The sequence below is a fragment of the Paenibacillus sp. J22P143 genome (genome assembly GCF_059692035.1).
Genome location: NZ_JCAUAQ010000009.1, coordinates 31,755 through 58,393, shown reverse-complemented (window position 1 = coordinate 58,393; position 26,639 = coordinate 31,755). Strand labels below are relative to the sequence as shown.

Genomic DNA, 26,639 nt, shown 5'->3' with positions numbered 1-26,639 from the left:
GCTAAGCGAGAAACTCCCTTAGCCACAGCAGTGTCTACTTGTGTTCAGACCAATACTTGTCTGCCTTGTTCTGGATGTTTTTCAATACGTCCATATATGATTCTGGTTTAAGCATGAATCGTTCAAATTCACTGGAAGCGTACTCGGAAAGATCAGCAGGCGTTGCTTCCCAGAAACGAGTAATCATTTTATAATTATTGGATGAAATATCAGTAGCTAGTTTTTTGATAGAAGGATCTGAGGATTCAATATCTTTGCGAATCGGTACGCCGCCATATAAAGATAATAGCTTTGAATTTGCTTCTTTTTTAGTAAGCGCAGTTACTGCCTTGATTGCATTATCGCGGTTTTTAGAATTTTGTGAAACTAGGAAAGGGGTAACTTCTGAAATAACTACATGACCCGCTTCTGGTTTAATGGAAGGTAAAACAAACATGCCGTAGTCTTCTTCGGATTTCATGCCTGCGCCATTGAGGAAGCTTTCATACCAAGTTCCTTTCAGATACATCCCAAATTGTCCTTTAGCAAAAGCAGAGGGAATTTCTTTTTGCCATTCCATTGGTGGAGCAAAGTAGCCTTTATCGTACATCGATTTCCAAATTTTCATGACTTCAACGGCTTCCGGATCCGTGTATTTCGCTTTTCCGACTACTAATTTATTGTAGAAATCTGGATTATAGCGAATCATCAAATCTTCAAACCAGATAAAACCATTCCACGTATCTGTGACTGTTTGACCGATTGGTGCGACTCCTTTTGATTTTAGAGTATCGCAAACCTTCATAAATTCATCCCATGTTGACGGAGCTTTCAAGCCATTCTCGGCAAACACCTTTTTATTGTAATACATGACCCAATAATGTACGCCGCCTGGAATTCCGTAAGTTTTTCCATCAATGGTAAGGGGATCTGCCAATGATGGCTGCACACCGTCTTTCACCATTTCTTTCCATTGTTCTGTCATATCGGCCAAATAACCAGCGTCTGCCAATTCCTTCATTCGAAAACCGTTCCACCATTTAAATACATCCGCTGCTTCTTGTGTAGTGAAACCAACGCGAACAGCTGTTTGGAAGGACGTCGATTCATTATACGGAACAGACTCAAAATTTAGATTGTCGTTCTTTTGCAAGATAGGATTAAGCTCTTTCAAATAATCTGTGAGTGCAGGCAAGTCGTAATAAAATTTGGCACTAGCCGGTTTTGTTGATTTCGTTGCATCCTTTTGTGTATCCGGTTTCGAAGCTTCCTCCTTCGTCCCGCACCCAACTGCCGATAAACTTAATGCTGTAACAAGAGCAAATGATAAGACCCCTTTTTTCCTCATTCCATTCTCCTCCTTGAAGTAAAAAATCATATTTTAGCTACAAGTTTATTGTATCGAACCGTTCTACTATTCGACATAGAGGGATTATAGAGATCATGTAATATATATTGAAGTTAGCACTACGAGTTCAAATTTTGACATTTTCTACATCCCCGACGAGAAATGCCCGATCCAATCGCTATTTTCTTTAAGTATCTTCTCTATTTATTCGAAATCGTTTCCAATTTATGGTATTACGGGTTCATATTTCGATATTCCTGCGGAGAAATGCCCACAAATTTCTTGAATTGGTTGGAAAAATAAGCCGCATCGTTAAATCCTGTCATTTCCGCTATTTGATAAGTTTTCAACTCAGGCTGTTTAAGCAATTTTTTAGCTGCATCAAGCCGAATTTCCGTAAGAAACTCAATAACACCTTTGCCTGTTTTCTTCTTAAACATCACGCTGAAATAAGATGAATTCATATATATGTGCTCCGAGATCGCAGACAAGGACAAACTTTGATTAAAATTTTCTCTCATGAACTGTATGGCTTGTTCAACTGTGCGATTTTCAATTTTCCCTCTCTTATCCTGATGAATCATGTCGTTCAACAGTTGGAAAACTGGCTGCATTTTCTCATAAAAGGAATCTCCGCTCTCAATCTGATCAATCTGTTTACCTAACTGGAGATTATGATTATAGCCGACTTTCCTCTTAACAAGATGTCTTAATAAAGCGATCAGAACAACCTTTAATTCTTTTTCTATTGCATCCAAAGCCGTTACATGGAATCTGGCGTTCTTGATCTCTTCGTTCCATTCTTGGAGCCGATCAATGATCGTCTGGGAATGTTCAAGTTCAAAAAGCGTCGACATCTGATTCAAATATCGATCTGAACATGTATTTTGATAGAGGCAGGCGTCTTGATAAGTCATAACCATACCGTCATCTGAAATCATGCGGTACTTCAGCGTCTGTTTCGATTCGAAATACCCTTCTGAGATGAATGGCAAAGCATGTGATTGCGAAATACCGACGGAGATCGAAAGCTTCAAATATTCCCGAGATTTCGCCTGCAGATCATGACAAATCACTGTCGCTGTTTCTAAATCGGAGGCTTGCAGAAAAACGATAAGACACTCATCATCGTCATAAAAACACGCTGAAGAATCCGTAATCTCCGCTGCAATATTATGCGCTGCATACTTTAACAAGCTCCAGTCATGGTTGTCGTACCTTGCTTTCACTTCAACTAATCGATCAAACCTTAACGAAATAACGTGATATTCTTCAAGTACCAGTCGAATTCCTATGGAATTGGCCTTCGCAACAAAATCTTCAGGTGAATGTATCACTTGCCGGTTCAACGCATTGCGTAAGAACTCATTTCGGATAATATATTGATAATTCAACATTTCACTTTTTTTATAATCATCAATTGTTTTCTTCTGTTCTGCTTCCAGCTCGTCTTGAATTCTCATTAATCGTTCAGAAAGTTCCATGTAATTAGGAGGCTTTAACAAGTAGTCCTTGCAATTTAACTGCAGGGCACATTTGGCATATTCGAAATCGTTATATCCACTCAAAATAATGGAACGAATTCCAGGAAATAAATCATACACTTTCTGCAAAAACTGAAACCCGTCCATTTTAGGCATACGAATATCTGTAATTAATAAATCGACACCAATATGAAATAACTGCGCCAACGCTTCATCCCCATTGCACGCGGTGGCAACTACGGAACAGTTCAAATCCATACGTCCAATCATCTTCACTAACCCATCCCGCAGTAGATCTTCATCCTCGACGATCATAATTCTCATAGTTAATCCTCCTAGGAACCTCAATGTAAAACCTAGTTCCTACCCCTTCTACGCTATGTAAAGTAAATCCAAAATCACATTCATAAGAAAGAGCGATTCGGTCGTAAACGTTTTTAAGACCTATTCCGCATTTAGGAACTTCGATTTTTTCTGCTCCGCCTAAATATTGCATGATATTATCAACGGTTCGCTCACTCATTCCTACTCCAGTATCGTGGATTTGAATGAACAATCTGCTTTCGCCGGCATCCGTCTTTTTCTCACCCAATCGAATGACAATGCTGCCTTCCCTTCCATTAGGCACTATTCCATGTATGATTGCGTTCTCCACGATAGGCTGAATGATAAGACGAATCATCAACCACTCTTTGACGCTGTCATCTATCTTCAAATCTAACCGGATTTGCGGAAATCGATATTCCATAATGCGTATATATATCCGGATATAGTCGCATTCCTGCTTAACCTCAACCCATTCGCGCTCGCCTCCGATCGAATATCGCAGCAAGTTTCCGAGTAGAGAGGCCATATCAGAAATCCTATAGTTGTCATCCAACTCGGCCTGCATGGCGATCGCATTTAACGTGTTATATAGAAAATGCGGATTAATTTGCGCCTGCAACGCTGCTATTTCCGATTTTTTGCTTTTGCGCTCGGTTTCGGTCACTTCGCCAATCAAGTCGTGAATTCTTCCGATCATTAGATTGAAGCTTGATGAGATCATTCCGATTTCATCAAATTGTCTAAAACGCAGAGGAGCGACAATGAAATTCGTTTTGGGGGCGTTTTGCATAATCTTGCTCAGTTTCCAGAGCGGTCTGGTTAGTCTGAAGCTAAGTAGATACACAATCGCCATTGATAAAAAGATAAAAATGAGATTCACGATCAAAATCCACTTCTGAAGCTGATCTATTTTGTTAAATAATACGGCTTTAGGAATGCTTCCAACCAGTTTCCATCCTGTTAGTTCAGAATTAAAGCTAGCATAAAATTGTTCCTGATTATCCCAATCCATCTTATGTTCCATCGTATTGCCCTTGAGATCAAAAATAACGGTATTTTCATGATTTAAAATGATGACATTTCCAGCAGTTTTAAACATATCGTTATCTGTATCTGTAAGAAAATGGAGTTGAAAATACAGTTGAATGGTAGCGATCGAATGAAAAGTTCTGGGATTTATGATCGCTCTGGAAACAGCGAATACGGTATCTCCATCAGATGTTCTAACAGGTGGCCAAATGACACTCCCACCTTCTGCAGCATTCGACTGATTGATCCATTTTCCGTTTTCTTCAAGTATTTCCTTCCCAAGGTGAAAACGATTTCCGTTTCCATCCATAAAGTTGACCGCAACAATATTCGTATCCGTCTCCTTGATCATGGAGAGCCACCCGTTAATTTGTGATAATTCTTCGTATGAATATCCGTAAATACCGTTGATATTAAAGCGATGCTCTTCAAAAATACTCATCAGTGTAACGTCATACCCCGGATTTTTGGTTATTCCTTTAACAAGTCGAACATAACTTTCCATCGACTTCCCTGAGTTCATTGTATTACCTGTTAGCCAGGCTCCTGCATCCTTCTGCATTTGGCTTTTAATAATTGAAAACGTAAGAAGATTGATCAAAACGGAAGGTAACAATACAGTAATAAGAATGACAATCATTAAGCGGTGTTGGAACGATATTGGTTTTGTAACCATCATTTTCTCCCCTAGGCAGCATTAGTTAAGGCGAGGAACTAGGAACCCCCTTGAAAATTATTTTCGCCAGAGAATTATAATTGAAAGCAGACCTGTGCGAATGGCACAGATCTGCTACATGACGAAGAATTAGTACAAACTATCCAATAATGTTTTAATTTGAGGGTTAAGGTTCAATGCATTCAGAATGACCGTAAGCGCCTCTGACCTTGTGGTGTTGCTATGCGGATCAAAGATTCCATCATTCTTGCCGCTGATGAGTCCAGATTCGGCCGCATCTTTGATTTGATTCACTGCAAAGGAGCTTGCACTTGCCAAATCTGTGAAGTTGCCTTTGGAAGCATCTTTATCCAGTTTATTCAAGTTGATAATACGGGATAAAATAACGACCATTTCCTCACGACTGATTGTTTTATCCGGCTTAAAGGATCCGTTTTCGTAACCATTAATCAGCCCTGCGCTAGCAAGTTTCTCAATAACGCCCCTAGCCCAGTGACTGTCGAGATCGTTCAGTACAACGGAATGATTAGCACCACTGCTGATATCAAATACGCGCGCGATGATCGCTGCAAACTCAGCACGTGTAATTTTGCTATCCGGTTGGAACGATCCATCCTCATACCCATCGATAAAGCCCAGTTTCACGAACGTACCGACGGTCTTTTCGGCCCAGTGTCCTTTAACGTCAGACAGTTCAATTTCCGTATTAGATTTCAAGGCTTCCTCTACCTTAGACTGAATAGCTTGAACTAAAACTTTTATACTAACAATGTCGCTATTAAACACATCTTTCATAGGGAGCTTGTTGTTTATAGTAGCCGTAGCTCTACTCTTGCTTGAAACAACAGTAGACACTAACTGCGAATTCACTAGTTTCAAGCTTTCTAGTGCAATTTCAGCAGACCCTTGACTAATCGCTTGAAATGTCAGCTTGGCTAGTGTCACATCCCCGTTTTTGCCTGGAACTTTGCCTGTTTGCGTATTCGCAATTTGAATTTTGTTGTCTTTCACAAGTGGCCCCACAGTAAATCCGCTACGATCACTAGAACCATTGATAAATTTCAAATGGCTAGTATCAAACGATAAATTGACTTCATAGGCGTACAAGTCGTTTACTTGCTTTCCACTCACCGTCACTTGGAAGTTATCGCCTGCCGATATGTTGTCATCCGAGATCGAAAGCACAAAGGCTGGGTCGGAGTTTGCTTGTATACCGAGTGGTGGAAGTACAATTATTGTTAAGAGAAATATCAGACTAAATGCATGTATTTTTTTCATCATCGAAGAAATTCTCCCTTTCAAATAAAATGGTGTGGGTTGGTTTAATGATAGATCGTTCGGCTGCCCTGATTCCGCATCTATTCCATGAATTTTAAACGTCGTCTAGGTCTGTTCCAACATTTTATCCATAAACCATTTTGGTCATCTCGATAGAAACGAATCCCGATTAGTTTAAGTGGCGTCCATAACTGTTCGAAATAGTATACAGGCATGTGATATTTCAAATTTCCCTTCTAAGAATAATCTAAACAACCTTACCCCGCAGTTGCATAACGTAATAAGGTTGCTTAGATAGACTATTCCTTAATAAAATCTTAAAGCTGTTTTAGTTAATGATCACATACGCTACGATTACCAGATCATCAATGTCAACCTTGCCGTCATGATTTACATCCGCTTTCTCATTCCAGCCTTCTTGACCTCGACTATTACCATAAGCTGCCGCAACAATAGCCAAGTCTCCAATTGAGACACCATTTCCATTGATATCTGCGGTTATTAGCTTGCTTTCGAATAACTGAACTGCTGCTTCCAATGCGGTCTTCGCATTATTCACCTGTTGCTGAGTCGCGTTCGAATTATTCGTTATTGCACTAGCCGTATCGATAGCCGACTGCAATTGCGCTTTGGAGCCAATCACATACAGACCATCTCTATTGCCTTCTACTGCTGCATTGTACTTCGCCTGAGCACTTGCTATCGACGTATTCAAGAGTGACTTGTCTACAGGTATACTAGGTATAGTTATTTGGATCTCGTGGGAGGAACCGCCCAGCTGCAGCTCATTTCCCGCCCCGTTAGCAATACTTACATGGCCCACAGAAATTGTCGTACTGGTTGCCTGGGCTACAGATTTGGCCTTAAATTGGATCGCGAGCAAATCGCCTTGGGCAGACACTTTCGCACCCACGCTCGCAGCCACAATCCGGAGTTGTCCTGGAGCTGTTTCCTTTTTATCAATGACTTGAAACCCTTCTTTTACAGATGTAACCGCATCGAATTGCACACTTGAAGGGTCATACTGAAGTGTTAGAACTTGGGCATACACTTGCTGGTATACGCTTTGCGTAACGTCTGTCAGCCCCATCGTCAGAGTGAAGGTTTGCCCAGAAGTTACCTGCGATACACCTGTCAATGTAGACTTAGGAGAGAGCTGAATTTGCAATCCGTTCAGTGCCGTCTGCAGACTGACCGTCGCAGCATCGATATCTGCCTGTGTTGCACTTGCACTCGCAGACACGCTAGTCGCCGTCGTTATAGCTGTTTGAAGTGCAGTGTAGCTGTCGGCCGTGTACTGGTTAGCATTAACGGCTGCCGCTTGATTTAATAGCTGCGTGAGCGACGACTTGTCAATCACCGGCTTAAAAAGCTGGATTTCTGCAATGTTAGCAAATCCGTTAGGCGTGTAATAGCGGAAATAACGGAAAGGTGTCTTGTCGGTTACCGGCACCTTATACCATTTATATTCGCTGAGGCTGCCTACTGTATACAGATTGACGAAGTTCGTTCCATCGTTAGAGCCTTGGAATATCCCTCCGTTCAGCCGGCCTATATTACTTGATCTAGGATAAAACTTGATGGTGCCGATCACTTGCTTGTTGTTTGCGCCAAAGTCTACAAGCACCCAGCTTGAACCCGACAATGTATCGGGCGATGTGTTTAAATCGTTATCGAACGCACGCCAGCCGTTCTGCTGCGTTGTCCCTCCTGTACCAGGATATGGAATCGTAGAAGCATTGACCATCGATTGCGTAACTGGAATCGATACAGGTGCTACGATGTTGTTAGGACCAGGTACCCCATACACTCCAAACTCATAAATATTTGAAGCTCCATTTTCAACAGCGTTTTGCCCGCTTGTAATGTAGAGGCGAACATACCTTATGGTCGATATCGGTATATATCTGTCAGTGCTGTGAGAAACGTTACCTCGTATTGAATCCAGGTCATCCCAATCCGTTCCATTCACACTTCCCTGAAGCTTATAGTGTTTGGTATTCAGCGAAATCGTCTCTCCGCTTCCTCCCGCATGCTTCACTACCCATCTGGCAATATTATAATTTTGTCCAAGATCGACCATCATCCATTTATCTCCGGTCGTATTAGACGCCCATTTACTGCCGCTTGCTGTCGATCCATCGACCGCTTTGGACGCTTCGAAGCCAGTCAAGTTCCCGTTTGTTGTAACCGTTTTGTTCAGAGCTACATTCACCGCAGCTGGATCGTAGGCTAATGTAGTAACATTGAACGGGCTACTTGCAAGTGAAGCATTTCCAGCCTCGTCCCTGGCTTTTACTGTAAATGGATACGCTTTATTAGCAGACAGTCCAGTCACAATCAAGCTTGTGCTTCCTGATGTCGATCCAACCAAGGTAGAGCCGTTATAAACATCGTAGCCAATAACGCCTACATTCCCACTAAAATTATCTGTAGCCTTATCCCATTCCAAAGTTACCATCGTATCTGTCACTACTTTCGCTGTGACATTGGCAGGCACGGTGGGTGCTTGCGTATCTGCGGAAAGAGCATCCGTTGTATAATTTTTGATGGTCCAGGACGCGATCGTAGTCCGTTTGTTGACGTCCCTTCCATTGATGACCACCTTGTCCTTATAAATATCAAAAATCAAGGCTTGAGCGCCCGGGCCGCCCGAATTAACAATAGCTCCATCTCTAATCATTGTAAAATATTGTTCGTTATACAAGTTGCCCGGCAGTGTCATATCGTCATGCAAATGTCCTGTTATTAGAACACTTTGCGGATATTGTCCCACAAGGTCCTTAATCTTTTGATCCTGAGCGTCGTCGCTATCATAGCCATAAATGCCATCATTCGTATGCGACATGGACACCGTATTCTCTAATGGCTGATGGAGAAATAAGAACATCGGTTTATCTTTACTTGCACCATCTGCCAACGTAACCTTTAACCATTCCAACTGGGTATCTGAAATATAAGCGCCGTCCTTATCATCAGCCTCCGATCCCAGATAGATGAAGTGGTATCCGTTAATCCACTTATCAAAATAAACGCCCGGCATTCCTGTATTATTCAAAAATCTGCTTTTCGCTACTTCGATTCCGCCAACCCATCTTACCTCGTGGTTCCCATATGCAAAATTGCGCTCCACCTGGGGGTACTTATTCATTGTGTTCTTGATGACATTATATTGCTCATCTGTTCCGTAATCGGTAATATCTCCAACAATGCTAACGGATCCCGCATTATTTCGTATAGCGTCCTGCATCGCATTGTCAAGCGCAATATCTTGAGGAGAGCCTTGTGTTGTTGCGTGCGTATCGGAGAAGGCCATATAGCTAAATTTATAGCTGTTATCCTTACTCGGATCTGTTGCAGCTAGAACCGTTACACGGATGGTTGTAGATTTATTCGAATTTATAATATCTGACGGCAGATCAACCGTACCTGAAACCGTGAAACTTTGCTCAGTCTTTACAGCTGGATCGTAACCTGAGGCAGCTACGTTCCAGTTTACAAATGTATTCACATTGACCCCTTCGATTACCGATACTACAGTGCTAGGTAATCCAAGAGCCGCAGGTGTAGGCGCCGTTCCATTTAATACGCCAGTAATCGCTGCGGGGGTTACGATGCTTAGCGTCTTCGACCTGATCCCTACTGTAAAAGTTGCTGTCTTACCGCGTACTGTGACTGTCAGTGTCTGGCTCGCCGCCACAGCCGAACTGTTGAAGCCACTTACATCGGAAGCTTTGAAAGCCTCCACCTTAGTCGAACCGTCACTATAGGTACCGACTACTGCCATCCCGGTAAGATCAAGGCTCTCACCGATGATGTAAGTCAGCTTTGTTGGTTGTGATGTAATGGCAATGCTTCTCAATGTTGCAATTGCACTCGAAATTGCTATGCTGTAGGTAGCTGTCATACCGCGTACTGTGACTGTTAGTGTCTGGCTAGTTACCGCAGCCGAACTATTGAATCCACTTACATTAGATGCAGTGACGGCTTCCACCCTTGTCGACCCATCACTGTAAGTGCTGGTTACTGCCATGCCGGAGATATCCAGGCTCTCCCCGATGCCGTAAATCAGCATCGTTGGTGGTGTTGTTATGGCAATGCTGCTTGTTTTTGAAAACTGAATCCAGTTAATGTTGGCTACATAGGTCTTTGTAGCCTTCAATACAAGATAAACATCATGAGTGCCGGTAATATTGGCAATATCCGTAGATTGTGTCTGGAAGACATTCCAATTGTCAGGTGCAGTAGTTGCGACAGTGAGTGTTCCCGCTAAAGTACCTGTCGGACTGTCAAGCCTGACTTCAATATTACCGCCTGCATTTTGTCCCTTTACTGAAACTCTAGCACTAAATTTAGTAGCGCCATAATCACCACTACCAAAATCAATACCGTTATATACTAAATACTGGCCGTCATTCGTACCTCCAATACATTGTCCACCTTCTGGGCAGGCTTCAACTTTCAGGTTGGCCCCCGATTTGGAACTAAAGCTTTCTGCTTCTATCCGACTATAGGCGTCGCTTGCTGCATGTACTGGTGCATAGCCAGCAAAGTTGCTGAAAATGAGTGTAACCATCAGGATGAACGAAAGTGATGACTTTTTAAGCTTCGCTACCATAAAATACATCTCCTTTTATCTTATATCTTGGTTATAAGTAAATCTGTACTCATTCTCGCTCTTTATGGCTGAAATCCACGCTGGATCGCCCATACTACCCCGAATGCGAACACGATGGCCGACAAGCCGATCACAAGCAGCGAATACCATTTCCGCGAGCGAGCTAACAGGAGTAAAGGCAGTACCGCTGCGACGATAGCCAATTGTCCAATTTCAATTCCTGCATTGAAGCTGAGCAGCGAGCTGATAAAATTACGGCTCGGAAGCCCAGTCTCCTGCAATGCGCCGGCGAACCCCATCCCATGCACCAGACCGAAAGCGAATGTGAGCAGCCACCGGTAACGGGGGGCATTTGCTCTCCGGCGTATAAACCAATTTTCCGCAGCCACATAAGCTATGGAAAGAGCGATGACGATCTCGATCAGGCGCGAGTTGACTTGAATTGTTTCCGTTGCCGTCAGCAGCAGCGTCACGCTGTGTGCGGCGGTGAAGGCCGTTATAATGCGCAATGCATCCCGCCACCCAGCGGCGACAATGAGCAGGCTGAGCAGGAACATTAGATGATCATATCCCGTCCAAATGTGCTTCATTCCAAGCACGCCGAATTGAAGGAGCTTTCCTAGTAAAGGACGTTCGTCTGGGTTCCCGTATTGAAGTATGCGGTTTCCAGAATCAATAAACGTGTTTACCTCATCGTCGCCTTTAACAATCGTAATAAAATTCACATGTGTTGGCTCAATATCGTCAAACATACACGAATAATGAACAGTAAGATTGTCTAACGTAAACCTCGAAGTGTATTCCAACACCATCTGAACACCGTGACTCTCAGTCCGTTCGGTGAACTTCGCCGAGACGAAGCGAAATGCCAGCGTTTCATCGTCCTGCCTCAGCTCTACATGCTGCCGTACATAATTGACGAGAAGGTCCTGACCAGCGGCCAACTCCTCCGCACTCACTCGCTGATTTCCATCGGTATCAATAAAAGGCAATTCCCCTTCCGGCAAATACAGCTCATAGACTGCTTGACGGCCTTCAATCTTAATTTGCGAGAAGCCTTTATTACCCTGATGAGCTTCGGCCGGTTGCGAACCTAAGCACCAACCTACCACGATAGACAGTAAAACTATCATGTTCCGTATAAATGCCATTACGATTTGACACCTTCCTCTTTCTTAGATCGATGCATCTCTCGGCAATGTTCCACACCCATACCCCCTTCTACCGGTTATATATTTCATAGTAGCAAAGGTTTAATAACTGTATGTTTTCATTTTGTAAATTTAAAGTAAAAACTTAACACATTAAGTTATGTTTATTTACGTATAATGTAATTGTTATGTTATGATTTTTTTGATTCAAAAAAGGATGAATGCTCTTATATGGGGATGCGGGAACAAGCGTTGGGGTGTTCATGTCTAGTTTGCCGTATAGCGTTACGATAAACACTAACCGACCTGCTTCCTGACAGTTTGAAGAAAATTAATAGGGATATAATAAATAATAATCGATGCGCTTAACTCATTAATCACGGTTATCCAGCTCAATATGGCTCCAGCAAGTACACTAGGCATCATCATGACCGCCGTAACCTTAAAGAAGGTCTCAACTGGTGAGCACCCTATTACTTCACATTCTTGATTAAGCTGTTTTCTCCGTCCTCAGTAAAGACATTGATTTTGTCAGACTTCGGAGAAAGAAATAGCCTATCCTTCGATTCGTAAAATTCGCTCGCATTGCCCAAGTCCTGAACGAATTCACCGGCTAGACTGGCTTCCGTCATCATTCCTGCATTGAAGTCTACTGCATAATTGATATACTGACCCAAAAAAGTACTCTTTTTAATTATTGCTCTCAAGCCTTTCTCGGCAATGGAGAATTCTTCAGGTCTGACCGTGATAATAATCTTTTGACCGTCTTTCACATCGTCTACTAAATTAAACATTGGTATCCGAAAGCCATCCTTGAAAACGATCCATTTTTCGTTCGCTTTCAACTCGATATGACCCTTAAAGAAGTTCGAGTGACCGATAAAACTAGATACAAATGCATTGGCTGGACGGGTGTAAATATCTCTCGGCTTGCCCACTTGCTGAATCACGCCATCCTTCATGACTGCAATTCGGTCGGATATGGCCAAAGCTTCCTCTTGATCATGGGTAACATACACCGTAGTAATCCCCACTTCTTTTTGTATATCCCTGATCGCAGTTCTCATATCAATTCGGAGCTTGGCATCCAGATTCGACAGAGGTTCATCCATCAGAAGAACACTAGGGCGAATGACAATCGCTCTTGCCAGTGCTACACGCTGCTGCTGACCGCCAGAAAGCTTCTCTGGAAGTCTTTCCTTGTACTGATCGATTTTTACAACTTTCATCATTTCGTCTGTTTTTTTATGAATCTCGTTTTTGGTTAGTTTCCTAAGCTTTAAGCCGTATTCAACATTTTGCTTCACCGTCAAGTGCGGGAAGATGGCGTAATTTTGGAATACCATCCCAATGTTTCTTTTATGTGCTGGTATATCGTTGATTACTTGATCGTCAAACGAAATTTCTCCTGACTCAATAGAGTTAAACCCTGCTATCATTCTTAGCAGCGTCGTTTTTCCGCAACCGGATGGTCCTAATAAGGTAAAAAATTCACCATTCTTTATATCAATCGATAGATCTGGAATTATTGTAATATTACCGTTGTCGTATTTTTTAACAATATGTTTAACATGGATAGCTACACTCATTCTGCTTCCTCCTCACCATATAAACCCGTAACATAAAACGGTTACAGGCTTATACAGCTCTTAGACATTTATTTTATTATGACGAAATCCTCTTAGTTGCTTGTATAAACATCTTTAAATTTGTCAAGCCAAGCCTGACTGTTCGTTTGAAAAACCTTCACATCTTCAGGTATAATCTTGAATTCCGTAAGCTGCTTTAACCCTGACGGCGCAGGAACATCCGTTCTTGTAGCACGCATATTGAGTTTGTTCGCTGTAGTGGTTTGCAAGTCTTTAGATGTCAGGAAATCAACAAACTTTTTAGCGTTTTCCATATTTTTCGCACCCTTGATAATCTGTACAGTACCAGGAGATACGACAACTCCCTCTTTCATATAGACAATGGATACCGGAGAGCCTTGTCGAACAGCAGCAGATGCCAGCTCCTCATGAGTCAGACCAACAATGTATTCGCCATCAGCGACACCTTTAGGCACTGCAGCTGAACTCGCTAGAAGTTTTCTGTCAAGATTTTTGACCATGCCTTTGATGAAATCCCAGCCCTTATTCTGATCCTCAGCCCCGATGGTTAAAAGCATATTTTCGAGATGAGTCAATCCAGTTGATGACTTGGCAGGATCAACGAATGCGATTTTACCTTTCAGCTTCGGATTAAGCAGATCCGCATAGCCTTCAATTTTGATATCGCCAATCAGTTTATTGTTCACTAGAAGAACCATCGGAATCACGTTATTACGTGTAATCATTCCTTCAGTATTCTTGGCAACATCAGCTATAGCGCTTTCATTTGGCGTATTATAAGGTTCAAATAATTGAGACTTAGGAGCTGTGACCGATACAGTACCCCCCCATTCAATATCTCCCAACGGGTTCGCTTTCTCGGCTTCTATTCTCTTGAGAAGCTCTCCTGTACCTGCTGTAACGACTTCCACCTTAACGCCTGTTTTAGCTTCAAATTCCGGAATAACGACATTCATGACATCTTGAGCTGCCGCTGTATAAACGACAAGACTTTTGGACTCATTCTTTGTAGGTTCTGGTTTCTTGGTTTCTGCGGCAGCCTTGACTGGGACCGTTTCCTTCGTGCTCGATGGTGCTGTGCTTGAGCAAGCAGCGCTCATTAATACCGTGGTTGCAGTTAGCAATAATACGAAAGTCTTCTTCATTTTTTCTCCCCCAAGTGTTCTTTTTTTTGTAATATCTTGTTACTTCTTGTAACATTTCACTACAACTTTATCTTATTAAATTGAAATAAGTATAACAATCCGAAAAAATCTACAACTATCCTAAAAAATGAACTAAACCGTTATGAACACTACTCTTTTAATTCCACTTCTTCATTCTCTTCTTTTCCTTGATTCTTAAGGACGATCCGGTTACCGGATTTCATAAAATCTGTAGGAGAAGATCTTGTATATTTCTTAAACACATTGCAGAAGTGCTTATATTCGCTAAAGCCGGTCATATAAGCTATTTCATATATCCGGCTTTTACCTGTTGCAAGCAGTTCTACAGCCTTCTGGATCCTGTACTTGTTAAGGATATCCAAAAAGGTTTGGGAGGTGGTCTCCTTGAATTTACGGCTCAAAAAACTCGAACTAATACCCAATTCATCAGCGATAAGTTCAATACTCAACTTTTGATTGTAATCGTTCTTGATTCGGATGATCGCCTGACTAACATAGTAATTCAGCTTTTCTTCGGCAAAAAGATTAACGTCCAACTCTATCATATTAATATTGTTGATCGTTTTCGTTTTTTTGATGATGTCGTTGAAAACTTGTTCTTGCTTGATATCACGCTTGATATTCTCGATTATTTCTGCGAGCTTCTCTTCATCGACAGGCTTCAACAAGTATTCGAATACCTTCAGTGAAATAGCCTTCTTGGCGTATTCGAATTCGGAATAACTTGTCAGGATGATGCTGTAGAATGGATATATGCTCAAAGCTTGTTCAATCATAGCTATCCCATTCATGACTGGCATTCTAATATCCGTAATCACCAGGTCAGGTCGAAGCAGATGAATTAATTGAAGTCCTTCCTCTCCGTTACTGGCATCCCCCACGATGGTACATTGCATCGACATCCAATCAACGGTATGAACTAGCCCTTTTCTAATAATTTCTTCATCTTCAACGATTAACACCTTTAACATATTCGGCTGCACTCCTGTCGACCGGCAAGGTGATTTTGACGACGGTTCCGCCATTTTGCCGACTTGATATGTCGATCCCGAACTTTTCACCATACATGAGTTGCACTCTTCTGTGGACATTAAACAATCCGACATGTGCGGAGTTATTTTTATTCCCCGCAAGAATGTCCCTCACTTTTTCCAGAACCTTTGGTTCAATCCCCTCGCCGTCGTCACTTATGATTACGTTCAGATATTCCTCATCTACAGCTGCATTAATCTGTACAGTCAAGGACTGACGATTAGCTAAGCCATGTTTGATTGCATTCTCTATGATCGGCTGAACGATAAGTTTGGGAACTATGCAATCCAAGGCATCTTCTTCCACATGGATTTTGTAGTTGAAATTTTCACCAAAACGGTATTTTTGAATGAGAAGATAGTTCTTCGTATATTTGACGTCCTCTTCCAGGCTTACCTCTGTAAGCGTATTATTGATGCTATATCTTAACAATTCGGATAATCCTACAATAACCTTTTTTACAGAAGTCGGATCCATTTTCACCATATATCGAATCATCTCCAACGTGTTGAACAGAAAATGGGGATTGAATTGGGATTCCAGCTGTTTAATTTCAGATATTACGCTTTGTCGGGCCTTTTCTTTGTTCACTTCGATCAGGTTTTTCAAATCGGTCAGCATCTGATTATACGTTTCTGCAAAAACCTGGAATTCGTCATTGGTATTGACGTAGAGCCGGGTATCCAGGTTGCCGTTTTGAACATTCTCGATTGCCCTAATGATGTCATCAATGACTTTGGTTTTACTGCCTGCTATTTTTCTTGCCAATAAGTAAGTCGTCAAGGTCAACAAAGCAAATAGCAAAATTAACAGTATTCCCGCCAAAATAAGCATCGAGCCCAAATAACCGATGGAGGTGAATGTATACACAACTATCTCCCCATCCAGAATATCCGTCCTCGTAACATAATGACTGTCTTCTTTCATCTGGATAAACCCAGACTTGTCCCTAAAATTCACATTTATCTTATCTGATTGGTTAATTAACAATTCATTGGTACTCGCAATGACATATCCGTACTTATCAGTGATCACGGTACTGATCGAGAAATTTTTGCTGATAAGCTTAACCAGGTCTCTTTCAACAAAGTCAAAGGTAATAAATCCGGCCACATGGCCATCCTTTACAATCGCTTTACCAACTGACAATGATTGACTGGCAGTTATCACAGTAGTTGGTCTGGTCAGAACAACCTTGTCAGGCATTTCCAGCATTCTACTTACGAATCCCCAATTGAGTGCACTCTCACCTTGAGCATACTCAGGAAGATGCTTCGAGCTTTGTATTAAAGGCTTCAGATGATTATCGAACACGAAGAAATCACCTTTTATTTCCATTTTATTCACAATTTCATAGAACACGCCATATAATTCGCTGTTTGAATAATTAAACTCTAGATAGTCCAGCAAGCTTTCATCAGTTGATAATCGATTTGCTTCTTTTTGGTAATATCCTATTATATATGCTACCGACTCTGCTATTTGAGCATTGACCGAATAGTTCCTTAAGACAATAGTCCGGTAGAAACTGAAAAACAAAAGAAAATAACTTGATAATCCGATGATTATTACCGGAATAAGCGCATAACTAATAAATGATTTCCTAATACTATCTCTATAAGGTTTGTAATTTTTTATCATTTTCTCACCTTATCAGTGTGCCATAACTTAATCCCAAACTATCCTTGGACATTCCACATCTAGTTTTCACACTATAAGCTGAATGTATAGTGAACGTCCCTCGTGTCTACACTAATCGACAATTCCGTTTAATACCATCGGCAGTTTATTCGTTCATCTGCTAATTTTTACGTTATTGCTAATGTGCTATGAGCACTCCTTGTTGTTGGCGTTAATATCTTAGTTCTTCTAAGCTTCAAATACATATTTATATTTTTCTTCAATGAACGAAAATTCGATTTCCAATTTCCGTCGAAATATTTCTTTTAAAATCAATTGAATAAATTCAGTTTCTAGTTTTAGAGTCGTGGCAATATTTAAAACATTTAATAATTCATCATCCTGTAATAACCGAATAATTGATCACCTCAAATTGAGATTTTGTGAATTCACGAATACGATCACGTAAAAAATATCTTGCATGTGTCCACAGTAATCGACAATTTGAATGAATACCATCGGCAGATTTTTCGTCCATCTGCTAATTTTCACGTTATTGCTAATGTGCTATGGGCACTCATTGCAATCACATTATAGTTTCCTATTATTCACCAAACATTTAAATAGAAGATATATAGATTTCTTGTAATATTATTTGAATCATTGGATTGATTATTTCCACCTGCTGTTTTTTTCGTCCATCTGCTAATTTTTACAGTTAGCTAGCTTTACCGAAAAATCGATCCATCGCCGCGTTTAGGAGCTGCAGAGGCGTCATAAACTTCACGTCAATCGCCACAAGCGTACCCAATACGACGTTGCAAACCGTTAGCAGGATGAAAATCATCATTTCTTTCTTCTTCTTGGTTTTCAGCAATACGGACAAATCTTTCAAATTAAACAGCGTCAATACGATAACAGCTCCGAGCAACATACTATTTCCCTCCCTCAATCCGCTTCAATAATGTATTCCCGGTTATTTTCGTTTCAACAATGACTTCGACTGTGAGCGAAGCAAATATGTCGTTCCATTCTTTGGAAATCTCCTTCCATTCATTCGGATAAGAACGATGTATCGTTTCACCAAAACCGAAAACATCTGTTTTTTCTTCCTTGGCTTTCGCGATGGCCTGGGCGATTTCCAATTCGATTTCTTTCTTTTTGATGACTTCGAGCTCTTTCACGCTTTTCGGATTTATTTCATCTTTGCTGCAAGAGGCTTCAGCCAAAGTCCCGCTTTCTTTGACATGTACTTTCATCATAAATCGCCCCTCTTGCTTCTCCGCTTTGATCTTCGATTTTGCTTTAAAAACTTCAAAGGCGAGTCTATTCTCTGCCTTGTGGTCGTTAGTACCCGGACAATTTGCTACGAGAATGGCGCTTTTGACTTTACCGAGCACCCACAAAACACCGCGAGTCTGAACCGGCGAGAAATAAGCAGATAACTTATCCCCTGTAAAAGCAGCTGACCCTGTCATATAATACCTCTCTTTTCCACTTTGCTCTTTTTCAATGCTGACCGTAGGCACAAGGATACTTGTGCTACTTGTATACACCCGCAAAAAATCATTTAAAGTAATCGGAGATGAAGTTGAAGTGGCTTTTGTAATATCAATTAGTTGCATTAGTGCGATTGTCGGAATTCTCTTCAAATTCACGTCTGCTTTGATAATATGTTCAGCCTGCCCTGGAGTTACGGTCAACATAAAATTTCGGCGTTCCTCTCCATCTCTGCTGAAAAATTCAAGTGCCGGCTTAATCCCTTTCCGCGCTATTTTATCGCTGATAACCAAAACCTTTGTGTGTGACCAAAACAATTTATTAGGCGATACGTGGGTCGATTTGCGAACCGCATCAAAAATCGTTTCCCCCACAGCTGTATACACAAGATAGGGTGGAAATCGTTCTGATTTACCTTTACCCATGTTGTCGGTATTTACGACCTGTGTACTGAAGAGGTACCCTTGCTTATCGCTGTCAATACCCGCAGCAATCACGAAACCCAATGTTTCAATTTCTCTTCGGTTCCAGCATCCTGTCGTACATACAATAGCGGCAAGCAGAGTTATAGCTGCGGCACTTCGCCATAAACGTCTTTTCATATTGCTTTCTTCCTTTTTCGAATCATTGATATGCTAATCAAAAGTAATGGCAGCACGATTTCGACACTATTTGCGTATACACCGAAATTATGAGGAGAGAAGCTGTACAATAATTGGGCTAGGCTGTCAAAGGATGTTATAGCCAATATCATGGAAAACACAGCCATAGGTATGATCAAAAATTTGTACGTTTTCAATCTGAGCCATTGGCCTACGCCCGTTACTCCCGCGTATAAATATATCGATATTTTTGTCAGAAGCAAGCTAATCCACCCCACAACCAACACGGCTTCAATTCTTTCAAAAAAATTCGCAATGGAAACCATGCGCGTCAGCGAAAATACAGGAAGTGTCAAATTCTTCGCCTCTTCCGCACCGAAAACACTAATTAGCATGATGGATAGCGAGATCAAAAATAACCCCGAAACCGTATTAGCCCAAAAAGAGTATTTCAACATATTTTTTTTATCGGATACATATGGAAACAGCATTGAAATAAGAATAACTTCACCCGTCCAGGCAATCGGAACGACCGTTCTAATCAAGATTGGCCCCCAGCCCTGCTCCAGTATCGGCCGCAATCCATCGAAATGAGCCTCTTTAGCCACCAAAACTACGATGAGCAGCAGCGAGGCGATTGTAATCAGCAGCGTAATGCTATTTGTCCTGACGATACCTTCCAGACCTCTTTGTACGCAAAATATCACGGCGAATGTTATGAATAAGATAAAAACAGACACAGGTGTTTCCGGCAAAACGGCGGTTTTCAACATTTCGGCGAAGGTTCTCATCAAAAAGACAGACATTTGCAAAAAAAACGCTAACAAAACGATTGAAAGCGCTCCTCCCCCCCATTTTCCGAGCAGCGTAACGCAAATTTGGATAAGCGTCAGGTTCGGATGCCTTTGCGCCAAATAAACATAAAGCCCGTAAATCACGTAGCCACATAGCCAGACGATTATTGCTGCAATCCAAGCGTCCTTTCCACCTCCAGCTGTGCTGATGACGACTGGCAAAAAAACGACCATCGTCGCGATACGACAGGCTGCAAGGAGAAAGCCGACCTGCGCTGCGCTAATGACCGGTTTATGTTTGCTTTGACTCATGAAGCTGTTCCTCCTGTTCAAACTCGCTTTGGCGGGGCTGCCGAGCGAAATGATGCTTGTTTTTTCTGAATGCAGGAAACGGCATTCGTGATAATGTATCTTTCCAGTCAATTGGTACTGCAGGCGATATCGGAGATAGGTATGGCAAACCGAATGATTTCATTGTAGCCATATAGGTAAGAATGCACAGAAGTGCAACTGTGATGCCAGGAATGCCTAGAATCGAGGCCAAAACCATGAGTGGAAAGCGAAGCAGTCGAACGACTAAAGCGAGGCTGAAGCTCGGAATTGCAAGAGAAGAAATTCCTGTTAACGCAACAACCATGACCATAATAGGTGAAACGACGCCCGCTTCGACTGCCGCTTGCCCGATAATTAACGCTCCAACGATGCTAACCGCTTGACCAGCGGCTTTCGGCAGACGAATCCCTGCTTCCCGCAGTAATTCAAATGAGATCTCCATCAGCAAAGCTTCCACGAAAGCAGGAAAAGGAACATCAGAGCGTGCGCCGGCAATTCGTAAAGCTAACGTAGTCGGTATCATCTCCTGATGCATTGTGATTATGGCAATATACAACGACGGTGTTGCAAGCGAAATAAAAAAAGCTAACAAGCGCAGCCAACGTAAAGCCGTTGCAAAATAAAAGTTCAAATAATAGTCGCCAACGGTTGTGAAAAACTGCAAAAATACAGTCGGTACAATGAGGGCAAACGGTGTGCCATCCACGAGTATGATGACTCGCCCCTCCAGAAGCATGGCCGCTACACGATCCGGCCTTTCTGTATAATCGATTTGAGGAAACAGCCCTGTCGGATGATCTTGAATCCATTCCTCAATGTAGCTGCTTTCCAAAATTCCGGCCATCTTTATGTTTCCGACCCTTTTTTTGACCTCATCAACAAGCGATACGGGGGCAAGTTCAGCCATATAGACCAAGCATACAGTCGTTCTAGTTTTCTCCCCTAGTTCAAAATTCTCAAACTGTAAATGCTCATTGTGCACTTTTCTGCGGATTAGCGATATATTGGTATTCAAACTTTCGACAAAAGCCTCTCTCGGGCCTCTGACTTCGGTTTCATTCATGGGCTCAGTAATGTTTCTCGATGTGGTCTCACAAACTGTTTTCAAAACCAGAGCGGTTTGATGACCTTCGATAAACAGGACCGTTTTACCATGCAGCACAGCGTCTATACAAGCGTTTATCGTGTCGACTTTATTAATTTGGCCTATCGGTACAATCGTTGCTTCTATCATGTCGATCAGATCTGCATATTCATTGATTTCGGATTCGAAACGAGCGTTTATGAGTGGGTTAATGGCCTCTTTATTGATGACGGTGTCATCCGCTAGACTGTTCATATACATCACAGCGGCTTGCACATCACTATCGCCAAGCTGAAAGCTTCGGTAAACAAGGTCCGGACTCTCACCTAATTTGCTTATAACCATGCGTACATTTTCGTCAAGTGAAATGTAAAGCTTGCATGGCGCCGTTACTTGACCTGAAGAGCTTGCCGGTTTTTGCATCGATGTCCATTTGCGCTGAAAAAAATCAAACCCCATCTTAACATACTCCTCAAAACGAATAATGGTTATTATTCACATTTACAGTAAAATCATGCACTGCAACTCCAATCTTAGAGCAAGTTCCGTACAGCAGATACACCATCCTGCATCAAAAGCATACATGAAAATTTTGTTAATTAACCATACTATATCCCCGAGGTGTTATACATGTGGCGCACAATAGTAGAAGTTCTCCCGGAATGGAAAATGCTCATATGGGCATCTCTCACTTTTCTTATCCCATACAGTACCTCTAGATTATTTGGGTGGTTTCATCATAAGGAACGGGTTAATCGAGGATGGAACGAAGAGAACAAGCCAACAGATTCCTGGAATTCCCTTTCAGACACAACTAACTTGCCTCGAAAGCAGTGGACGGATTGGCCACCTGCCGACACGCTGACTACTAATTTACAAGCAAATTTATACATGTTATCCGAGCGTTTATGTGACAACTCGGACTATGCCGTGCGCGAATTTAATATCAGGTTATTGAAAAAGTGTTAACAGGGTCAACAGCTTTGATCATCGACGGTATTTCAGGCAGTTTGATCCTCGGAACGGGATCCACTGTGCCGCAAAATTTTGAAGAACCATCTTCGGAATCGCTAGTGCGGGGTCCCCGGATTGGGTTTGCCAATTCAGTGGATGAGAATATAGCTCTGCTTCGTTCAAGGGCATCCGATTCCAATTTGCGAATGCTGAATTACCAGGTGGGGGAGAGAAACAAGAAAAACTTAGTCATCTCCTATGTAGATGGAATCGCCGATCCGAAATTGGTGGATTCACTGGATCCCATCCTCTCTAGTGCGATTATTGCGTTTTTTCGCAGCGTTCGTCGCATTACTCGGACCGGCCATCTACATTTCTTTCTTATCGTTTCATCAAGGTTTAATTCCGACCAAACCCGTCGGCCAGACGGTCGGGCTTGTCGGAGGATTAGTCATCGGACAAGCCGCCGTTGAAGCAGGCATCGCCAGTCCGATCATGGTTATCGTTGTTTCGTTTACTGCGATATGCTCGTTTGCCATTCCTCAATACGATGCGGGGATCGCTTTGCGCATGCTGCGCTTCGCTGCCATGTTTTCCGCGGCCACACTCGGGATTTACGGTGTTGTCTTGTTTACTCTTTTCCTATGCATCCACTTTGTAAAAATTAATAATTTTGGAATTCCTTACGCAACTCCCTTTGTATCGTACCGTCCCAACGATTGGAAAGACTTCTTGATACGCGCTCCCCTTTCGAGCATGAGGAAGCGGCCGCAGATGATGAATCCACAGAACATGACACGACAAGGGGAAGAACCAGTGGAAGGGAAGCTATCGCATGATCCGTCATAATGATCGCATTACCGCATCTCAAGCTACTGTTATTTTAGCGAATACGCTACTGGGCGTGGGTATCCTGACCTTGCCGAGATTTTTGGCGGATACGATGCAGACCCCTGATGGATGGATTACGGTGATCGTCGGGGGTATCATCGCATTTGGTTTCGGGTTGATTGTGGTCAAACTCAGTCAGCGGTTTCAGGGGAAAACATTTTTTGAATACAGTCAAATCATTACAGGCAAATGGGTCGGGAAGGCGCTAAACCTTGTTCTGATCGTTTATTATGCTCTCTATGCCGGATTTGAAATCCGCGACATGTCAGAGTTGATTAACTTTCTATTTCTTGAAAGAACACCGAAAGAGTTTATCATCCTCGTCTTCATGTGCGTAGGCGTATATCTGACAGCGGGAGGAATCAACTCCATCGCTCGTCTGCTCGAAATAACTTTACCTATTACCATCGTCTTAATATTCATTAGCTTCTTGTTAAGCTTTAAGCTTTTCGAGCTTGAAAATTTGCGACCGGTGCTGGGGCTGGGGCTGGGGATTGGTCCTGTATTCAGAGGACTTCCCGAAGCCTGGAGGTCATTTATAGGAATAGAAACGATGTTATTCATTACAGCTTTTATGAGCAGACCTGAAAAAGCAGACAAAGCGCTTCTGACAGGTATCGGGATTTCCGTGTGCATTTATTTGGTAACCGTCGTCGTCGTATTGGGGAGCATTCCGTTCGAACAAGTGTCTACTTTGACATGGCCCTCGATTTCCATGGTCCGTTCTTATGAAATTACCGGCTTCTTCCTCGAACGGTACGAATCTATGCTCATCGTGGTTCGAGTCGTACATGTATTTACTGGATTTGTCATTTACCATTACATCGTTTCGTTGGGACTTTCGCATACATTTAAGAAAGCGTATTATCACTATATTTAGCAGCTCTGGGGACCAGAAACCATACAAAAATCAATCCCTTACAGGGGATATGATTCACCAAATTTCGCGAGAAGTTTCGCTTGAGTCCAAACCTATATTTAACCAGCATCAAAAAATGTTCGTATTTGGCGAAAAACTAGTGCGCAGCATGGATTTGCAGACGCTGCTCGATCAGCGTTTTCTTGATAATAGGACGAGAGAAAGCAGCCTTGTGCTCGTCGCCAGAGGACTTGCGAAAGATACACTTGAGTCAAAAGGCTCGGATATTCCCGTGGATCGACTCGTTCGTATTACCAAAAATCAATACAGAAATACGAGGATATTGCCGCCGATGACGCTTCAAAACATTATGGAAAAGATTTCGACCCATTCCAGCTTCCTGATCCAGAGCGTAGTCGCTTCGCAAGGGGAAGTGAAATTTGCGGGAGCCGCCGTATTCAAGCAGGAGGAAAATAAACTAATCGGGTTTCTAAGCGAAGAGGAGCTGGAGGGCTTGACTTGGTTAACGGGGAAAAGCAAAGGGGGAGTGGTGAAAACACTGGATGATGAGAATCAGCCGTTGATCATCTATGAGTTGGAATCGCTTAAGAGCCGTATTCACACGCATGTAGCAGGAGACAAGATTTCCTTTAAAGTCGACATCGAATCGACTGGCCGCCTAACGGAGGACTGGCGTAAAACCGTCGACTATCTCGATGACAAATACCTTCAGTCAGCAGAAAAAGCGGCAGAAAAAGAAGTCGAACGGCATATCGACATGATTCTGGGGGCCATGCAAAACAAGTATCGCGTGGAGGTTGCCGGGTTTGGCACACAACTAAGAATCGATTATCCTCAAGTGTGGCAAAAGGTGAAACTTAACTGGGATAATGAGTTCAGTAAGACCCCTGTTACGTACAGCGTGAAACTGAAAATAAACGACTATGGCTCGAGAGGTAAGAAAAAGTAAAACTTGTCTTTCACCTAACGAATACCGATAGTGGAGTTGCAACTTTAAAGCAGATCCCTAACCGGTTCTGGTGCAAAAAGCTATAAAATCGACTAAAATGTTCTACTAAATGGGAAAAGTAATGTTAACGGTTGTACCTCTACCTTGCTCACTTTTTATTTGAATAGTACCTTTGTGCGCTTCTATAATATTATAACACACCATTAATCCCAAGCCCGTCCCCTTCTCCTTCGTAGTAAAGAAAGGTTGACCAAGTTTAAGGATCTGATCTTGGGGAATGCCATCCCCCTGATCGATGAAACGGAGTACTATTTTTTCACTACTTGCTTGAGTCTGAATAATTAAACTCCCACCGTTAGGCATTGCTTCAATTGCATTTCTCATAATATTAATAAATACCTGTTTCAGTTGATTCTCATCAGAATAAATTGGGGGAATGTTTTCTTCCAGTTCAGCAATGATTTGTACATTGTTAATATTTGCTTGTGCTTCTAAAAGGAAGATTACATTATCTATCAGTATTTTAATATTATTTTGTTTACTATTTGCAATCTGAGGTTTTGACAGTAACATGAACTCATTTACAATTAAGTTAATGCGATCCAGTTCCTCCAACATGATTGCACAATAGGGTTCATTATACTTACTTTTTAGTAACTGTGTGAATCCTTTAAGTGTCGTTAGTGGATTACGTATTTCATGGGCAACTCCTGCAGCTAATTGTCCAATAGCAGAAAGTTTGTCTGTTCTTTTTAAAAATTCATCATTTCTTTTCCTAGCAGAGATATCTCTTATTACACTTTGTATGACTGCCCTCCCCAAGAAATTAAACGCCTCTATACTAGAGATTTCAGTTTCAATGTTCTCTCCATCGATACGAATTAATTCAATAGGTATGAATTCTAGGTAGTTTTCTTCATCGCCTACTTCGAGAAGATTGCGTTTTACTATTCCATGGTAATCACATTGAATAAAGTCAAAAATGGATCTACCGATCATTTCCTCTTGAGAATCCGCACCAATCAGTTTTAAAGCTGCTCTATTTAAGAAGATAAGAATTGCTTCGCTATGGACGATTATTGGTTCAGGGGAAATCTCAACCATGCGTCGATAACGTTGTTCACTCAACTGCAACTTAGATTGCTTCGTCGTATTATTGTGACTCCTTCTAAAATGCTGGTATCGATGACTAGGGTTGATTCTCATCATTCATTTCCTTCATATCAATTTGTACTGATCGTGGATCGTTCCTACTTACATACCTATCGTTCCTACTTACATACCTATTGTATTTGAAAAATTTCACGTTGAAAATCGATTTTTTCACTTTAAAA

General features: G+C 42.0%; 19 protein-coding genes and 1 pseudogene. 4 read left to right on the top strand and 16 right to left on the bottom strand.

The window, feature by feature from the left end; translation table 11 throughout:
* Window positions 1-34: 34 nt before the first annotated feature.
* From AC58PQ_RS15235 to AC58PQ_RS15165, 15 genes are all read right to left on the bottom strand, one after another.
* Window positions 35-1,327 carry an ABC transporter substrate-binding protein gene (locus AC58PQ_RS15235; protein ID WP_497242846.1) on the bottom strand — a complete coding sequence of 431 codons (1,293 nt, stop codon included), beginning with the start codon at window positions 1,325-1,327 and terminating at the stop codon, window positions 35-37.
* A gap of 233 nt (window positions 1,328-1,560) precedes the next feature.
* Window positions 1,561-3,135 (bottom strand): response regulator transcription factor, encoded by a 1,575-nt coding sequence (locus tag AC58PQ_RS15230; protein WP_497242844.1) that lies wholly within the window; start codon window positions 3,133-3,135, stop codon window positions 1,561-1,563.
* Window positions 3,110-4,843, bottom strand: a complete 1,734-nt coding sequence (locus AC58PQ_RS15225; protein ID WP_497242842.1) for a sensor histidine kinase — start codon at window positions 4,841-4,843, stop codon at window positions 3,110-3,112. The genes AC58PQ_RS15230 and AC58PQ_RS15225 overlap by 26 nt, the downstream gene beginning before the upstream one ends.
* Window positions 4,844-4,972: 129 nt before the next feature.
* Window positions 4,973-6,124: an S-layer homology domain-containing protein gene (locus AC58PQ_RS15220; RefSeq protein WP_497242840.1), complete on the bottom strand. Its 1,152-nt coding sequence runs from the start codon at window positions 6,122-6,124 to the stop codon at window positions 4,973-4,975.
* Between the two features lie 325 nt (window positions 6,125-6,449).
* Entirely contained in the window at window positions 6,450-10,739 is a 4,290-nt protein-coding gene (locus AC58PQ_RS15215) for a carbohydrate-binding protein (protein WP_497242838.1), read from the bottom strand.
* Between the two features lie 62 nt (window positions 10,740-10,801).
* Window positions 10,802-11,890 (bottom strand): HupE/UreJ family protein, encoded by a 1,089-nt coding sequence (locus tag AC58PQ_RS15210; protein ID WP_497242836.1) that lies wholly within the window; start codon window positions 11,888-11,890, stop codon window positions 10,802-10,804.
* A gap of 473 nt (window positions 11,891-12,363) precedes the next feature.
* Window positions 12,364-13,479 (bottom strand): ABC transporter ATP-binding protein, encoded by a 1,116-nt coding sequence (locus AC58PQ_RS15205; protein WP_497242834.1) that lies wholly within the window; start codon window positions 13,477-13,479, stop codon window positions 12,364-12,366.
* Between the two features lie 92 nt (window positions 13,480-13,571).
* Window positions 13,572-14,645 (bottom strand): ABC transporter substrate-binding protein, encoded by a 1,074-nt coding sequence (locus AC58PQ_RS15200; protein WP_497242832.1) that lies wholly within the window; start codon window positions 14,643-14,645, stop codon window positions 13,572-13,574.
* Window positions 14,646-14,794: 149 nt separating this feature from the next.
* Window positions 14,795-15,637 (bottom strand): response regulator transcription factor, encoded by an 843-nt coding sequence (locus AC58PQ_RS15195; protein ID WP_497242830.1) that lies wholly within the window; start codon window positions 15,635-15,637, stop codon window positions 14,795-14,797.
* Entirely contained in the window at window positions 15,615-17,108 is a 1,494-nt protein-coding gene (locus AC58PQ_RS15190) for a sensor histidine kinase (RefSeq protein WP_497242828.1), read from the bottom strand. Before AC58PQ_RS15190 ends, AC58PQ_RS15195 begins: the two co-directional genes overlap by 23 nt.
* 459 nt (window positions 17,109-17,567) lie before the next feature.
* Window positions 17,568-17,735 carry a sporulation histidine kinase inhibitor Sda gene (gene sda / locus AC58PQ_RS15185; protein WP_497243014.1) on the bottom strand — a complete coding sequence of 56 codons (168 nt, stop codon included), beginning with the start codon at window positions 17,733-17,735 and terminating at the stop codon, window positions 17,568-17,570.
* A gap of 301 nt (window positions 17,736-18,036) precedes the next feature.
* Window positions 18,037-18,252 (bottom strand): hypothetical protein, encoded by a 216-nt coding sequence (locus AC58PQ_RS15180; RefSeq protein ID WP_497242826.1) that lies wholly within the window; start codon window positions 18,250-18,252, stop codon window positions 18,037-18,039.
* A 1-nt stretch (window position 18,253) separates the two neighbouring features.
* Entirely contained in the window at window positions 18,254-19,420 is a 1,167-nt protein-coding gene (locus tag AC58PQ_RS15175; protein ID WP_497242823.1) for a Ger(x)C family spore germination protein, read from the bottom strand.
* Complete coding sequence (locus AC58PQ_RS15170) at window positions 19,417-20,526, bottom strand: GerAB/ArcD/ProY family transporter (protein ID WP_497242821.1); 1,110 nt, start codon at window positions 20,524-20,526, stop codon at window positions 19,417-19,419. Before AC58PQ_RS15170 ends, AC58PQ_RS15175 begins: the two co-directional genes overlap by 4 nt.
* Window positions 20,507-22,090, bottom strand: a complete 1,584-nt coding sequence (locus AC58PQ_RS15165) for a spore germination protein (protein WP_497242819.1) — start codon at window positions 22,088-22,090, stop codon at window positions 20,507-20,509. The genes AC58PQ_RS15170 and AC58PQ_RS15165 overlap by 20 nt, the downstream gene beginning before the upstream one ends.
* 503 nt (window positions 22,091-22,593) lie before the next feature.
* Here AC58PQ_RS15165 and AC58PQ_RS15160 point away from each other — a divergent pair.
* From AC58PQ_RS15160 to AC58PQ_RS15145, 4 genes and pseudogenes are all read left to right on the top strand, one after another.
* Window positions 22,594-22,851: pseudogene (locus AC58PQ_RS15160) on the top strand (spore germination protein); the annotation flags it as partial.
* Between the two features lie 49 nt (window positions 22,852-22,900).
* A complete protein-coding gene (locus AC58PQ_RS15155; RefSeq protein WP_497242817.1) occupies window positions 22,901-23,434 on the top strand; it encodes a spore germination protein in 534 nt (177 codons plus the stop codon).
* The gene (locus AC58PQ_RS15150; RefSeq protein WP_497242815.1) at window positions 23,421-24,356 is read left to right on the top strand and encodes a GerAB/ArcD/ProY family transporter; all 936 of its coding nucleotides are present in this window, start codon (window positions 23,421-23,423) and stop codon (window positions 24,354-24,356) included. The genes AC58PQ_RS15155 and AC58PQ_RS15150 overlap by 14 nt, the downstream gene beginning before the upstream one ends.
* Complete coding sequence (locus AC58PQ_RS15145) at window positions 24,268-25,305, top strand: Ger(x)C family spore germination protein (RefSeq protein ID WP_497242813.1); 1,038 nt, start codon at window positions 24,268-24,270, stop codon at window positions 25,303-25,305. The genes AC58PQ_RS15150 and AC58PQ_RS15145 overlap by 89 nt, the downstream gene beginning before the upstream one ends.
* Window positions 25,306-25,410: 105 nt before the next feature.
* On the opposite strand, the gene AC58PQ_RS15140 is transcribed toward AC58PQ_RS15145, so the two are convergent.
* Window positions 25,411-26,514 (bottom strand): ATP-binding protein, encoded by a 1,104-nt coding sequence (locus AC58PQ_RS15140; RefSeq protein WP_497242811.1) that lies wholly within the window; start codon window positions 26,512-26,514, stop codon window positions 25,411-25,413.
* Window positions 26,515-26,639 lie beyond the last annotated feature (125 nt).